Annotated in this window: 13 protein-coding genes and 1 tRNA gene; 9 read left to right on the top strand and 5 right to left on the bottom strand. The window is 70.6% G+C overall.

Going from position 1 to position 12,897, the window contains the following annotated elements:
* The first annotated feature begins 72 nt into the window (after positions 1-72).
* Entirely contained in the window at positions 73-870 is a 798-nt protein-coding gene (erm, locus tag ACQPYA_RS26115) for an ErmE/ErmH/ErmO/ErmR family 23S rRNA (adenine(2058)-N(6))-methyltransferase (protein ID WP_433529709.1), read from the top strand.
* A 144-nt stretch (positions 871-1,014) separates the two neighbouring features.
* Positions 1,015-2,271, top strand: a complete 1,257-nt coding sequence (locus ACQPYA_RS26110) for an erythromycin esterase family protein (protein WP_433529708.1) — start codon at positions 1,015-1,017, stop codon at positions 2,269-2,271.
* A gap of 77 nt (positions 2,272-2,348) precedes the next feature.
* On the opposite strand, the gene ACQPYA_RS26105 is transcribed toward ACQPYA_RS26110, so the two are convergent.
* Positions 2,349-4,571: an MMPL family transporter gene (locus tag ACQPYA_RS26105; RefSeq protein WP_433529707.1), complete on the bottom strand. Its 2,223-nt coding sequence runs from the start codon at positions 4,569-4,571 to the stop codon at positions 2,349-2,351.
* Between the two features lie 35 nt (positions 4,572-4,606).
* Complete coding sequence (locus ACQPYA_RS26100; RefSeq protein WP_433529706.1) at positions 4,607-5,155, bottom strand: TetR/AcrR family transcriptional regulator; 549 nt, start codon at positions 5,153-5,155, stop codon at positions 4,607-4,609.
* A 165-nt stretch (positions 5,156-5,320) separates the two neighbouring features.
* On the opposite strand from ACQPYA_RS26100, the gene ACQPYA_RS26095 reads away from it, so the two are divergent.
* From ACQPYA_RS26095 to ACQPYA_RS26080, 4 genes are all read left to right on the top strand, one after another.
* The gene (locus tag ACQPYA_RS26095; RefSeq protein ID WP_433529705.1) at positions 5,321-6,283 is read left to right on the top strand and encodes a DNA polymerase domain-containing protein; all 963 of its coding nucleotides are present in this window, start codon (positions 5,321-5,323) and stop codon (positions 6,281-6,283) included.
* Positions 6,284-6,427: 144 nt separating this feature from the next.
* Positions 6,428-7,069 (top strand): MBL fold metallo-hydrolase, encoded by a 642-nt coding sequence (locus ACQPYA_RS26090; RefSeq protein ID WP_433533625.1) that lies wholly within the window; start codon positions 6,428-6,430, stop codon positions 7,067-7,069.
* A gap of 72 nt (positions 7,070-7,141) precedes the next feature.
* Positions 7,142-7,492 (top strand): hypothetical protein, encoded by a 351-nt coding sequence (locus tag ACQPYA_RS26085; RefSeq protein ID WP_433529704.1) that lies wholly within the window; start codon positions 7,142-7,144, stop codon positions 7,490-7,492.
* Positions 7,493-7,765: 273 nt separating this feature from the next.
* Positions 7,766-8,116 (top strand): hypothetical protein, encoded by a 351-nt coding sequence (locus tag ACQPYA_RS26080; protein WP_433529703.1) that lies wholly within the window; start codon positions 7,766-7,768, stop codon positions 8,114-8,116.
* On the opposite strand, the gene ACQPYA_RS26075 is transcribed toward ACQPYA_RS26080, so the two are convergent.
* Positions 8,073-8,540, bottom strand: a complete 468-nt coding sequence (locus ACQPYA_RS26075; RefSeq protein ID WP_433529702.1) for a MarR family winged helix-turn-helix transcriptional regulator — start codon at positions 8,538-8,540, stop codon at positions 8,073-8,075. The two genes, ACQPYA_RS26080 and ACQPYA_RS26075, sit on opposite strands and share 44 nt — an antisense overlap.
* 66 nt (positions 8,541-8,606) lie before the next feature.
* Between ACQPYA_RS26075 and ACQPYA_RS26070 the strand changes: the two genes are divergently transcribed.
* The 3 genes from ACQPYA_RS26070 (at position 8,607) to ACQPYA_RS26060 (ending at position 11,885) form a co-directional block, all read left to right on the top strand.
* Positions 8,607-9,377, top strand: coding sequence for an SDR family NAD(P)-dependent oxidoreductase (locus ACQPYA_RS26070; protein WP_433529701.1), 771 nt, complete (start codon positions 8,607-8,609; stop codon positions 9,375-9,377).
* 174 nt (positions 9,378-9,551) lie between these two features.
* Positions 9,552-11,054: an alpha/beta hydrolase gene (locus tag ACQPYA_RS26065; protein WP_433529700.1), complete on the top strand. Its 1,503-nt coding sequence runs from the start codon at positions 9,552-9,554 to the stop codon at positions 11,052-11,054.
* A gap of 84 nt (positions 11,055-11,138) precedes the next feature.
* The gene (locus tag ACQPYA_RS26060; protein WP_433529699.1) at positions 11,139-11,885 is read left to right on the top strand and encodes a MerR family transcriptional regulator; all 747 of its coding nucleotides are present in this window, start codon (positions 11,139-11,141) and stop codon (positions 11,883-11,885) included.
* Between the two features lie 86 nt (positions 11,886-11,971).
* Here the strand turns inward: ACQPYA_RS26060 and ACQPYA_RS26055 are convergent.
* Positions 11,972-12,043, bottom strand: a tRNA-Arg gene (locus ACQPYA_RS26055).
* 59 nt (positions 12,044-12,102) lie between these two features.
* Positions 12,103-12,795: a winged helix-turn-helix domain-containing protein gene (locus ACQPYA_RS26050; protein WP_433529698.1), complete on the bottom strand. Its 693-nt coding sequence runs from the start codon at positions 12,793-12,795 to the stop codon at positions 12,103-12,105.
* Between the last annotated feature and the right edge of the window lie 102 nt (positions 12,796-12,897).

Raw genomic sequence — 12,897 nt, 5'->3', positions numbered from 1 at the left:
CGCTCGGACAGGCCCCGTTGACGGCTGCCTGTCCGCACCCGTCGCCCCGACGGCGACAGACAGGACGACGCCATGGCGCCCCGCCGGGCCCGCACGACCGAACGCGACCGGTCCCGTCGCGTACTCTCGCAGAACTTCCTCGCCGACCGGGCCGCCATCGCGCGGATGGTCGATGTCGCCCGCCCCGATCCCGACGGCCTGCTGGTGGAGGTGGGCGCCGGGCGGGGGCAACTGACCCGACCGCTGGCTGCGCGCTGCGGCCGGCTGGTGGCGTACGAGGTGGATCCCGATGCCGGTGCGGAACTGGCCAGGGTCTGCGCGGCCCTGCCCACGGTCACGCACCGCCAAGCCGACTTCCTCGCCACGCCGCCGCCACCGGGGGAGTTCGCGGTGGTCGGCAACATCCCGTGGTCGCTGACCGCGGCCGTGGTGCGCTGGTGCCTGGCCGCTCCCGGGTTACGGTCGGCGACCCTGCTGACGCAGTGGGAGTACGCCCGCCGCCGGGCCGGCGACTACGGCCGGTGGAGCCGACTGACCGTGCTGACCTGGCCGGAGTTCAGCTGGCGGCTCGCCGGGCGGGTGCCGCGTACCGCGTTCCGCCCGGTGCCCCGGGTAGACGCGGGCATCCTGCGCATCGAGCGCCGGGCAGAGCCGTTGCTGTCGCCGCCCGCCCTGCCGGCGTACCGCCGGATGGTCGAGCTGGGCTTCGGCGGCGCCGGCGGCTCGCTCGCGGCCTCGCTGGCCCGCCAGTACCCGCGGGCCCGGCTGGCGGCGGCGCTGCGGGCCGGCCGGCTCGACCCGGACACCCCGGTCGGGCACGTCTGGCCGGAACAGTGGCTGGCACTGCACCGCCTCCTCCACGCCCGCTGACATGTAAGGACGGGCCCCTTCTTAACGCCTGGGGTAGAGGAGGGGCCCCTTTTTAACATCGCCACCGAGCTACCGATCGACCGGCGCGGCAGGCGAGCGGGGGACGTGGGTGTTTGCGTGCCCGGGGCCCGGGTAGCCGCAGGCATGCTGGTACAGCGGCTCGGCGCGCCGAGCGACTTCGACCCGTTGCTGGAGCGCGTCCGGGACGCTCGGGTGGTGATGATCGGGGAGGCGACGCACGGTAGCTACGACTACTACCGGATCCGCGAGCAGCTTACCCGTCGACTGATCGCCGAGTGCGGGTTCGACTTCGTCGCGGTGGAGGGCGACTGGCCCGACTGCGACCGGGTGCACCGCTCGGTGACCGGCGCGTCGGGTGGGGCGGTGGAGCCGCAGGCCGCGCTGGAGCGCTTCGAGCGCTGGCCCACCTGGATGTGGGCGAACGCCGAGGTGGCGCGCTTCTGCCGCTGGCTGCGGGCGTGGAACCTGGAGCGGGCCGAGGCGTCCCGGGTCGGGTTCCACGGCCTCGACGTCTACAGCCTCTGGGAGTCGATGCAGGCGATCTTCGACTATCTGGGGGAGGAGGACCCGGCGTCACTGGAGGCCGCGCAGGACGCGTACCGGTGCTTCGAGCCGTATGGCAGGCAGGTCGAGGAGTACGGCGCGGCCAGCCGCTTCGTCTCGGCCCGCTGCGAGCAGGAGGTGGTGCGGCTGTTGGCGCGTACCCGGGAAATCGCCGCCACCGACGGGCCGGACGCCTTCTCGGCCTGGCAGAACGCGGAGGTGGTGGCCGGCGCGGAGCGCTACTACCGGGAGATGGTGGCCGGCGGCCCGGGATCGTGGAACGTCCGGGACCATCACATGGCCGACACCCTGGACCGGCTGCTGGACCGCTACGGGCCGGCTGCCCGAGGGGTGGTCTGGGCGCACAACACGCATGTCGGCGATGCGCGGGCGACCGACATGGCCGCCGACGGGCTGGTGAACATCGGCCAGCTCGCCCGGGAGCGCCATGGCGCCGACGCGGTCGCGTTGATCGGGTTCGGTAGTTGGCGCGGCACCGTGATCGCGGCGCCGAGATGGGGCTCGCCGGCCGAGGCGATGGTCGTGCCGCCGGCCCGGCCCGGCTCGGTGGAGCACCGGTTGCACGAGCTGATGCCGGAGCGGGCGGTGCTGGTCTTCGGCGGCGCGGACCAGCCGGGCTGGGTCACCGACCCGCTCGACCACCGGGCGATCGGCGTGGTGTACGACCCGTCCTTCGAGTCGTGGGGGAACTACGTGCCGACCCGGCTCGGGCAGCGGTACGACGCCTTCATCTGGTGCGACGAGACGACCGCGCTGCATCCGCTGCCCGCGCTGAGCGCCCCCGGCGAGATGGAGACGTACCCGGCCGGCGTGTGACGCGTGCGGCGTGGCGGCGTTAACAGGGGCCCCCTGCTATACACGAGGCGTTAACAGGGGGCCCCTCCTTACACCGGTTATACGGTTACCTTGGCGTTGAGGCGGGCGCGGAGCTGCTCGCCCTCGATGTCGACGTTGGGCAGCGCCCGGTCCAGCCAGCGGGGCAGCCACCAGGCCCGCTTGCCGAGCAGCGACATCACCGCCGGGACGATGGTCATCCGGACCACGAAGGCGTCGATCGCCACCCCGATGGCCAGCGCGAAGCCCATCGACTTGATCACCGGGTCGTCGAGGAAGACGAAGCCGCCGAAGACCGAGATCATGATCAGGGCGGCGGCGGTCACCACCCGGGCGCCGTGCCCCATCCCGTTGATGGTGGCCTGGTGGGCGGTGTCGCCGTGCACGAAGTCCTCGCGCATCCGGGAGACCAGGAAGACCTCGTAGTCCATGGCGAGGCCGAACAGGATGCCGATCAGCAGGATCGGCAGGAAGCTGATCAGTGGACCGGGGGTGTCCAGGCCGACCAGGTCGGCGAGGTGACCCTGCTGGAACACCGCGACCGTGATGCCGAAGGTGGCGGCGACGGTGAGCAGGAAGCCCAGGGCCGCCTTGACCGGCACCAGCAGCGAACGGAACACCAGCATCAGCAGCAGGATCGAGAGCCCGACCACCAGCCCGAGGTAGATCGGCAACGCGTCGGTGAGCTTCTCCGAGACGTCGATGCCGATCGCGGTCACGCCGGTCAGCAGCACGTCCGCGTTCTGGATGCCGCCGACGGCCGCCCGGATGTCGTGCACCAGGGTCTCGGTGGCCGGGTCGGTCGGGCCGGTCTGCGGGATCACCCCGAGCAGCGCGGTCCGGCCGTCCGGGCTGAGCTGCGGCGGGGCCACGGCGAGGACGTTCTCGGTGCGCTGGACCAGGGCGGTCACCTGCGGGATGGCCGCGGCGGTGGCCTGCGCGTCGTCGCCCGCCACGACCACCGCGAGGCGACCGGTGAAACCGGGCCCGAAGCCCTCGGTGATGAGGTCGTTGGAGACCCGGGGGGCCGAACCGGCCGGGGCGGTGCCGGCGTCCGGCAGGGAGAGGCGCATGTCCGGCGTGGGCAGCGCCAGCAGCCCGAGGCCGAGCACCCCGACCAGGATCACCGGGACCCGGAACCGGGTGACGAGCCGGGCCCAGCGGAAGCCGAAGGCCGAGCGGTTCTCGCCGGCAAGGGTGGCCGCCTCCGGTGCCGCGCGGTCGGTCGTCGCGTCGTCGTCGGCGTCATCGGTGCTCACAGCGACCGTCGAGCGCAGCCGGCGGGGCAGCACCCGGCGGCCGGCGAAGCCGAGCAGGGCCGGTTGCAGGGTGATCGCCACCAGCACCGCCACGGTCACCGTGCCGGCCGCGGCCAGACCCATCACGGTCAGGAACGGGATGTTCACCACGGCGAGGCCGGCCAGGGCGATGACCACGGTGGCTCCGGCGAAGACCACCGCCGAGCCGGCGGTGCCGACCGCCCGGCCGACCGCCTCGTCGGCCGGCAGCCCGTCGAGCAGGTTCTGCCGGTAGCGCGAGGTGATGAAGAGGGAGTAGTCGATGCCGACGGCGAGGCCGAGCATCAGCGCCAGGATCGGCGCGGTGGTGGTCAGCTCGACCACGTTGCTGAGCGCGAAGAGCCCGGCCATGCCGACGCCGACGCCGATCAGCGCGTTGAGCATGGTCATCCCCGCCGCCACCAGCGAGCCGAAGGTGACCACCAGGACGACGAGGGCCACCGCGACGCCGAGCGCCTCGGTGGAGCCGACCTCGGGCTCGGTGTTGAGCACCTCACCGCCGGGGGCCACCTGCCAGCCCTGCGCCTCGGCCTGGGCGCCCACCTTCTCGTAGGCGTCCCGCTGCTCGTCGGTCACCGCGTCGGCACCGGTGTTGAACTGCACCTGGATCAGCGCGTACCGGCCGTCGGGTGACACGGCGCCGACCTGGAACGGGTCGACGGCGCCGACCACGCCGGGCACGGTCGTGGCCTCCTGGGCGATCGTCTGGACCACCGCCTGGCCCTCGGGCGTGCCGAGCTGGCCATCCGCGGGCGCCTTGACCGCGATGGTGCCGGTGGCGCCGGCCGCTGCCGGGAACTGCTCGTCGAGCAGGTCGAGCGCGCGCTGGGACTCGGTGCCGGGCATGGTGAAGTTGCTGGCCGTCGGGCCGCTCAGGGTCGCCGCGGCCAGGCCGAGCCCGACGAGTACGACGAGCCAGATCGCGGCGACGAGTCGCCGTCGGCGCATCGAACTCCGGCCTAGCCGGTAGAGCAGGGTCGCCATGAGGTCCTTCCCTCGGTCGTGGATGGTGGGACGGGTCAGTGAATGGGCTCCAGTGCCCGTCGCAGGAGCGCCAGCAGGGCGTCGCGGAGTTCCTGGTCGGAGTACTCGGCGAACTGCCCGCAGGTCTCGGCGATGCCGGCCAGCAGCACCAGCGCGCAGATCCGGGCCGCGGCCCGTTCGGCGCGTCCGGCGAGGGCGTCGATGAGCCGCTCGGAGATCTCGTGGATGTGCGCGAAATCGGGTTGTTGCAGCAGTTCCGGGAACTCTCCGCGAAGCAGGGCGATCTCGCCACGGAACCGGACCGCGAGGTCGACGAAGCCCTCGGCGGCGACCAGCTGCGCGGACGCGACGTCGGGCTGGGCCGTGATCCGGTCGTCCAGCGACTGGAGCACCTCGATCGCCGGGGCCATCAGCTCGGTGAGGATGGCCTCCTTGTTGGCGAAGTGGTAGAGCACCGCCGCCTTGGAGCAGCCCACCTCGTTGGCGATCTCCTGCAACGAGGTGCCCCGGTAGCCGGTGACGGCGAAACGCCTCGCCGCGGCGGCCAGGATCTCGCCGTGGGTCTGTGGGCTGATGCGGGCCATGGACCCCAGCATGCCTGACCGATCGGTCAGACCCTGACCGATCGGTCAGAAAGTGACTCCCGCCACATCTGAGCCCCACCGGCCACCGACGTTGCCGCCGCTGATCGCCGTCCTGACCAGGGTGTTTCGGTTGACCGGCGGAGGACGGGCGGGCAGGGTGGTCGGATGAGCGGGGAAGGGGAGAGCCGGGACGGGGTGGCGCTGACCAACCTGGATCAGGCGCTGTTCGACGGGGCCGGTGCGGTCAAGCGCGACCTGGTCGACTACCTCGACGCGGTGGCCGACCGGATCGTCCCGCAGCTGACCGGGCGCCCGCTGTCGGTGGTCCGGGTCCGTCCGGGCCAGCCGCCGTTCATGCAGAAGAACCTCCCGCGCTACACCCCGGACTGGGTACGCCGGGTGTCGATCTGGGCGGAGGCGTCACGCCGGGAGATCGCGTACGGGCTCTGCGACGACCGCCGTACCCTGCTCTGGTTCGCCAACCAGCGGGCGGTGGAGTACCACCCCACCCTGGCCACGGTCGACGAGCCGACCCGCCCCACCCACCTGGTGCTCGACCTCGACCCGCCCTCCGAGGGCGGCTTCGCCGCCGGAGTGGGCACCGCGCTGCTGGTCCGGCAGGCGCTGGCCGACGCCGGCCTGGCCGGCGCGGTGAAGACCAGCGGGGCCAAGGGCGTGCACGTCTTCGTCCCGGTCGTCCCAGGCCCGGACGCCGAGCAACTGGCCGCCGCCACCCGGGCCCTCGCGGCCCGGACGGAGCGGCTCGACCCGGCGCTGGCGACCACCGCGTTCATCCGCGAGGACCGGGGCGGAAAGGTCTTCGTCGACCCGACCCGGGCCGGCGGGGCGACCGTCGTGTCGGTCTACAGCCCACGGCTGCGGCCCGGCGTGCCGGTCTCCTTCCCGGTGCCCTGGGACGACCTGGAGTCCGTGACCCCGGCGGACTTCACCATCCGCACGGTCGCCGACCTGGTGGCGGACCGGGACCCGTGGGCGGAGCTGATGCCGGCGCCGCAGCAGCTCCCCGCCGAGCTGGTCGAGGAGGGCCGGGCCATCCCGGTGCCGAGGGTGCAGGCCATGCACGAGGGACGCCGCCGGGCCCGCGCCCGGCACGCCGCCGCCGACTGAGTACGCGAGAACCGCCCGCGCCCGACCACGAACCGGGTACGCGACCCACCCGGTTCCTGACGCGGCGCTGCGGCAGGATCGTCTCCACGACCCCGATCGGCGGCGTGGGATTGGAGATCAGGTCGGTAGTAATCTAGCGATGTGATCGAATACGATGGGAACGCGCCGGGGGTGCGTGAGCTTGCCGAACTGACGATCAACAAGGTCTCGGTAGGTCAAGGCGACAACAATTGTTATCTGCTGCGCTGTCGCTCGACGAATGAGCAGTTGCTGATCGATGCGGCCGCCGAGCCGCAGACTTTACTGGAACTCTGTGGGCACCGCCTGACGGCCGTCGTGACGACTCATCGACACTGGGATCACTGGCAGCGCGCCCTGGCCGAGGTTGTCGCCGCGACCGGCGCCCGCACATATGCGGGGGAGCCCGATGTCGAGGGCATCGACGTGGCCACCGATGTCGCGTTGACCGACGGCGACATCGTCCGGTTCGGCGCGGTCGAGCTGCGGGTGATCCGGCTGACCGGCCACACGCCGGGCAGCGTGGCCCTGCTCTACGACGACCCGGCCGGTCATCCGCACCTGTTCACCGGTGACTCGCTGTTTCCCGGCGGGGTGGGTAACACCTTTGGCGACGCGGAAGCGTTCGACTCGCTGTTGTCTGATGTGGAAGGAAAGGTTTTCGACGCGTTGCCGGACGACACCTGGGTCTATCCCGGGCACGGCCGCGACACCACGCTCGGCGCGGAGCGTCCCATGCTGCCGCAGTGGCGCGTACGCGGTTGGTGAGTAGGCCGGCATAGAGGCGACGGGGGGCGATGCGGTTGAGGTTCCGGAGACGCGCTGCACACCTACCAGAAGATGCGGGTCCGACTCTCCGCCGAGTTGGGCATCGACCCCGGGCCAGATCTACGGCAGCTGCATCAGCAGATCCTGCAGAACGACCTCACGCTGCTGGGGCCGTCCGCCCACGAGACCGGCGCGGTCGCCCAGCCGGTCGGCCTGGCCGACCCGTACCCGCAGGTGCCGCGCCAGATCCCGCCGCCGGACGGCTACTTCACCGGCCGCCGAGATGAGCTGGAGACATTGGTCGGCCAGTGCGGGCAGGCCCAGGTCATTGTGTGCTGTCGTATCTGCTCGAAAGCCTGGATCTGCCACAGCAGAAGATCACCGGGACGAGCGAGAAGCAGATTGCCCTCTATCGATCAATAACCGTTGACCGAAAACTGCTCATCGTGCTCGACAACGCGAGCAGCATCGAACAGGTGCTCCCGGCCGTTCCGGCGGCCGAGGGCTCGCAACTGGTCGTGACGAGCCGCAACACCCTGGCCGCTCTGCACACCCATGTGGCGGTCAAAAGGAATCCCCCTCGGCGCGCTCAGTCGCCCGGTCAGCCGGTCCATTCTGACCGGTGCCGCCGGTTGGTCGCCCCAGGCCGCGAATTCGGGCCTGGAGAAGCTGCTCGACGTCTGCGGAGGAATGCCGTTGGCGCTGCGTATCCTCGCCGCGCGGATTCTCTCGGAGTCCGCGTTGACGATCGACGATCTCGCCGCCGACCTGACGCGCGACCGGGTGTCACTCGACGACTTCGCGATCGACGGCGACTCGCGCAGCGTCCGCTCTGTGCTCGCCAACGCGTATGCGGCCCTCGCCCCGCAGGAGGCGCGGATGCTGCGGCTCATCGCCGTCCATCCCGGGCTGCGGATCCGGCTGGAGGCCGCCGCCGCGCTGGCCGCGGTGCCGTTGCCCGTCGCCCGCGCTGCGGTCGAGAGCATGGTCGCGTTGCATCTGATCACCGACGGGAGCGACGGCTACCGGTCTCGGCAGCTAGGGTGAGCAGGTTTCCGCGTACCTTTTCCAGTAGTTCGACCAACATGGCTCGTTGATCCTTCGCCATCCCGGCTGTTGCGGTCTCGGCGAGGGTGCGCCAGGCCGTTTCGATCTCCGAAATGGCAGTCCGGCCTTTGTCGGTCAAGACGATACGGGTGGCGCGCCGATCGCCCGGCACGGATTTCCTGACGAACCAGCCGCCGTGCTCAAGACGGCTGAGGCTGCGGGTCACCGTCGGCTGCTCCACGCCGAGCCGCGCGGCGACCTCGGAGACCGTCATGCCTTCGGGCTCCTGCCCCAGCATCCACAGCAGGACATCCTGCCCTGGGTGCAAGGCGAGCCCGGCCAGCACGTCAGCCTGCGCACTCCGGTACAGCTTGGCCACCTTGACCAGGGCCTTGTTGGTCGCCAGGACATCCGCGAGTTCCACCTGGGCAGTTTACGAGTTGACAAGCCATCCGCCCCATCTCCATAGTCGGCTAACATATAGCCGACTATGGAGATGGTGATGGAAACCGGTCTGTCGAACAAGGTCGCCCTCGTCACCGGCGCTTCCGGCGCCATCGGCAGGGCCGCCGCATTGCATCTGGCTGCTGAAGGCGCCGCCGTCGCAGTCACCTGGCATACCAACCGCGACGGCGCCATGGATGTCGTCGACGCCATAACGGAGGCCGGCGGCGGTGCCTGCGCCGTCCACCTGGATCACGGCAACCTCGCCACCGTGCAGAGTGTCATCGCGCAGGTCACCGAACGCCTCGGGCCGGTCTCTGTTCTGATCGCCAACGCCGTACAGTGGCCCTCCTTCGACGCCGATGAGATCGGCGGCCTCACCACGTCGCTGGCCCTCAACACGGTTGGCCCGGCAGCTCTGATCGATGCGGCGTTGCCGGCCATGCGCGCCGCCGGCTGGGGGCGCATCGTCGCCGTCTCGACCGACATCGTCGAGCAACCCATGGCAGGGCCACTCGCCTACGCCACGGCAAAGGGAGCGCTCGAAACCGTCGCCCGAGTTCTCGCCGTCCGGGAAGCCCAGCACGGCATCCTGACGAACATCGTCCGGCCCGGCTTCACCCTCACCGACAAGGCGTTGAACGCTCCATTTCTGGGCCCGAAAGCCGTCGCGGCAGAATCGGAAAAGACCCCGACCGGCCGCATCTGCACCCCCGACGACATAGCCACCGCGATCACCTATCTGGCCTCGGCAGCCAATGGCCACATCAACGGGCAGACCCTGTCACTGGCGGGCGGCCGCGAACTCGTGCGCTAACCCGTACGCACCGTCATGCCGCAGGTCGCGCGACTCGCGTCGCGCTCGATAGGGCCCGGCGTAGCTGGCGATCTGGCGTGTGGGCTCAGCGGATCCCCTCGCTTGACTGTGCCCCAAGGACACAGGTTCGGATGGGGCGGACTCTCTGGAACGGACGAGACAGGAGCCTTGGACATGTACGTGTATCGAAGGCGCGGGGTCGCCCTGGTGGGGCTGCTCGGCCTGGTCGGTGCGCTGGTCGCGGGGGTGCCGGCACCGGCGGTGGCGGGGGAACCCGCCGCCGGGCCGGCGGCGACGCCACTGGAGTGGGCAACCTGCCCCGGGGACGTCGTGGTGCCGGCGGGGGTGCAGGTGCGGTGCGCGAGCGTGCCGGTTCCGCTGGACTACAGCGACCCCGACGGCGACCAGATCGAGATCATGGTGTCCCGGATCGCCAGCACGAAGCCGGAGAAGCGGCGCGGCGTGCTGCTTTCCAACCCGGGTGGCCCGGGTGGCTCAGGACTCGGCTTTCCGGGGCTGCTGATCCAACAGGGGCTGCCCGCCAGCGTCATGGACGCCTACGACCTGATCGGCATGGACACCCGGGGCATCGGGCATTCGGCGCCGGTGAGCTGCGGCTTCACCGCCGGGGAGCGCTACTTCGCCAACGTTCCCCCGTACGCCCCCGACGATGCGGCCGTGGTCGAGTGGGCGAAGGTCGTCGAGGCGGTGGCCGCAAAATGCGCCGAGAACGACACCGACGGGCGGCTGCGGCACATCACGACGGCGAACAAGGCCCGTGACCTGGACCGGATCCGGGCCGCCCTCGGTGAGGAGAAGGCCAGCTTCTACGGGGCGTCGTACGGCTCCGCGCTGGGCTCGGCGTACGCCTCGATGTTCCCGGACACCACCGACCGCGTCGTCGTCGACAGCATCATCGGCGACACCCATCTCGACCGTGACGGCCTGCGTCGGTTCGCGCACGGCTTCGAGGAGACGTTCCCCGACTTCGCGAAGTGGGCGGCGGCCCGGCACGCCTCCTACGGCCTGGGCCGCACCCCGGAGCAGGTACGGAAGACGTACTTCGCCATCGCCGAGCGGCTCGACAGGACACCGGCGGCCGACGGGACCGACGGCGCCGCGTTCCGCTTCGGCACCTTCTTCGGACTGTACGGCGAGTCGCTGTACGGGGTGACGGCGCAGAGCTGGCAGTGGTACCTGGACCCCGAGTCGGCGCCGACGACGAAGATGGCCGCGGATCCGAACCCGTTCGACAACAGCCTGACGGTGTTCCTCACCGTCACCTGCAACGACGTCGAGTGGCCCAGGGACCTGGCCACCTACCGGCGGGCCGTCGCCGAGGACCGCAAGCGGTACCCGATGTTCGGCGCGGCCGCCGCCAACATCATTCCCTGCGCCTACTGGCGGTACGAGCCGTCCGAGCCGCCCGTCGAGATCGCCGACGTCGGACCGGCCAACGTCCTGATCCTGCAGAACCGGCACGACCCGGTCACGCCGCACGCTGGTGCCCGGCTGCTGCACGAGAAGTTCGGCGAGCGCTCCCGGCTGGTGACCGCCGACGAGAGCGGGCACGGCGTCTACGTCCTCGGCGGCAACGCCTGCGCGCTCAACATCACCACGTCCTACCTGGTCGGCGGGAAGTTGCCGGCCAAGGACACCACCTGCCGTCGCGGCTGATCACCAGAAAAGAGCCGTGAGGGAGCACCTTGCGGGAAAGGCCCGGCTTGACTGGGCCCAAGGGGGATGGTGTCGAATGTCCGGATGCGGATCAGGGGGAGCTGGAGTACGCGTGAGCTGGCCGAGATCGCCGGCACGACCCTGAAGACCATTCGCCACTATCACCGGATCGGGCTGCTGGAGGAGCCGGAGCGGGCGGCCAACGGATACAAGCAGTACCGGATCACGCACCTGATCCGGCTGTTGCGGATCCGCCGCCTCGTGGATGTCGGTGTGCCGCTGGCAGACATCGCCACGATGGAGGAATCGGCCGAGGGCGCGGAGCAGATCCTCCGCGCCCTCGACGCCGAGCTGGCGGCGAACATCGAGCGCCAGCAGGGGATGCGGGAGGAACTGGCCGCCATCCTGCGACACCGCAACCTCGCCGACCTGCCGCCGGGATTCAGCGAAGTCGCCGGTGACCTGTCGGAGTCCGACCGGGCGTTTCTGCTGATCGGCTCCCAGATCTTCGAGCCCGAGGTGATGGACGCGCTGCGGGAGCTGCACACGACACCCCGCAGCGACGTCTCCCGGGAGTTCGACGCCCTGACCGACGAGGCGAGCGAGGAGACCCGGCAGCGGCTGGCCGAGCGGTTCGCCCCCGAGATAGTGCGCGAGCAGCAGGAGCATCCGCGCCTCAAGGACCTCGCGGACCAGGGCCGGGTGGGTGGTGGTGACCCACGTGCCCGCTCCGTGCTCCTGCATGGAATCGTCGAACTGCACAATCCCGCCCAGATCGATGTCTTGCAGCGCATCCACGCCATCATCTACCGGGACAATCCTGCGGCCTGAATTCCGAGCCGAGCCTGGAATGGCAGGTCGTCACGACCACAGGGCCGTTGCACAGTCCCCTACGAGCAGGAAAATAGATTAGTGAGTGCCCCCGGCAGGATTCGAACCTGCGCCCCCGCCTCCGGAGGGCGGTGCTCTATCCCCTGAGCTACGGGGGCTCAGCGACTGGAGAAGACTAGCAAACCCCGTAGTCGAACGCCGAATCGGTATCGGCGAGTCAGGCGGCCAGGGCTCGGCCGCAGCTGGGCAGCGGGTGGGGCACGATGCGCCGGGGTAGCCGGCGGGGCCACTCGTTGCGGGCCCAGGATCCGTCCACGATCAGGTGTACCGTGCGCTGTTCGGCACCGCTGAGGCGGAGCACGAAGTCTCGGGGGAGGGCCGGGTCCAGCGACGGTGTGGTGATCATGAAGCGTACCCGGCCGCGGGAGGAGACGGCGGAGATCACGTCGGCCGCCGGCATCGTGCCGCGCAGCCGGACCCGGCCGATCCAGTAGACCTCGGCGAGGTGTTCCTGGGCGGCCCGGGTGATTGCCGGGTACTCGCTGCGTACCCAGCGTTCGACCGCGCCGACGCAGAGGCCGCAGGCTCGCTCCCGGGGCTCGCGCGGGCCCAACCCCCAGGCCCGCAGGTACGCCCCGACCAGCCCGGCGTCCAGGGTCAGCCCGAAGTGCTGCTGGATCAGGGTGTGCAGGCTCTGCCGGGTCCACAGCTCCTCGTCCAGGCCGAACTCGTCGGGGTGGACGCCCCGGAGCGTGTCGATCAGTTCCAGTTCCTGTTCGCGGCTGAGCGCTCCCGGCTCGCTCTGCCGCTGTCCGCGACGGACGGCTGCCACCGCCCCGTCACCGCCGATGGTGTGGCGCCGGCACCAGCTGGTGACGGACCGCCGTGCGTCTCTGAGTGCAACCCCCACGGCCTGGACAACGAGTGCACTTCCCTCCAAGTAACCCCTAGAGGGAAAATCGGTCGTATGGCCCCAAGACGTGACGGAGGCTACGATCCCGGTCGAGAGATG

Source organism: Micromonospora sp. CA-263727, from assembly GCF_050942455.1.
Taxonomy (GTDB): Bacteria; Actinomycetota; Actinomycetes; order Mycobacteriales; family Micromonosporaceae; genus Micromonospora.
Note: the sequence above shows the minus strand (reverse complement) of the source record. Positions and strands in the feature narration are given on the sequence as shown.

Excerpts from the sequence above, each read along its gene's own strand:
- ACQPYA_RS26060 (WP_433529699.1), top strand. The coding sequence starts at position 11,139 with ATGCGGATCAGGGGGAGCTGGAGTACGCGTGAGCTGGCCGAGATCGCC.
- ACQPYA_RS26095 (WP_433529705.1), top strand. The coding sequence starts at position 5,321 with ATGAGCGGGGAAGGGGAGAGCCGGGACGGGGTGGCGCTGACCAACCTG.
- erm (WP_433529709.1), top strand. The coding sequence starts at position 73 with ATGGCGCCCCGCCGGGCCCGCACGACCGAACGCGACCGGTCCCGTCGC.
- ACQPYA_RS26070 (WP_433529701.1), top strand. The coding sequence starts at position 8,607 with ATGGAGATGGTGATGGAAACCGGTCTGTCGAACAAGGTCGCCCTCGTC.
- ACQPYA_RS26085 (WP_433529704.1), top strand. The coding sequence starts at position 7,142 with ATGCGGGTCCGACTCTCCGCCGAGTTGGGCATCGACCCCGGGCCAGAT.
- ACQPYA_RS26105 (WP_433529707.1), bottom strand. The coding sequence starts at position 4,571 with ATGGCGACCCTGCTCTACCGGCTAGGCCGGAGTTCGATGCGCCGACGG.
- ACQPYA_RS26100 (WP_433529706.1), bottom strand. The coding sequence starts at position 5,155 with ATGGCCCGCATCAGCCCACAGACCCACGGCGAGATCCTGGCCGCCGCG.
- ACQPYA_RS26110 (WP_433529708.1), top strand. The coding sequence starts at position 1,015 with ATGCTGGTACAGCGGCTCGGCGCGCCGAGCGACTTCGACCCGTTGCTG.
- ACQPYA_RS26065 (WP_433529700.1), top strand. The coding sequence starts at position 9,552 with ATGTACGTGTATCGAAGGCGCGGGGTCGCCCTGGTGGGGCTGCTCGGC.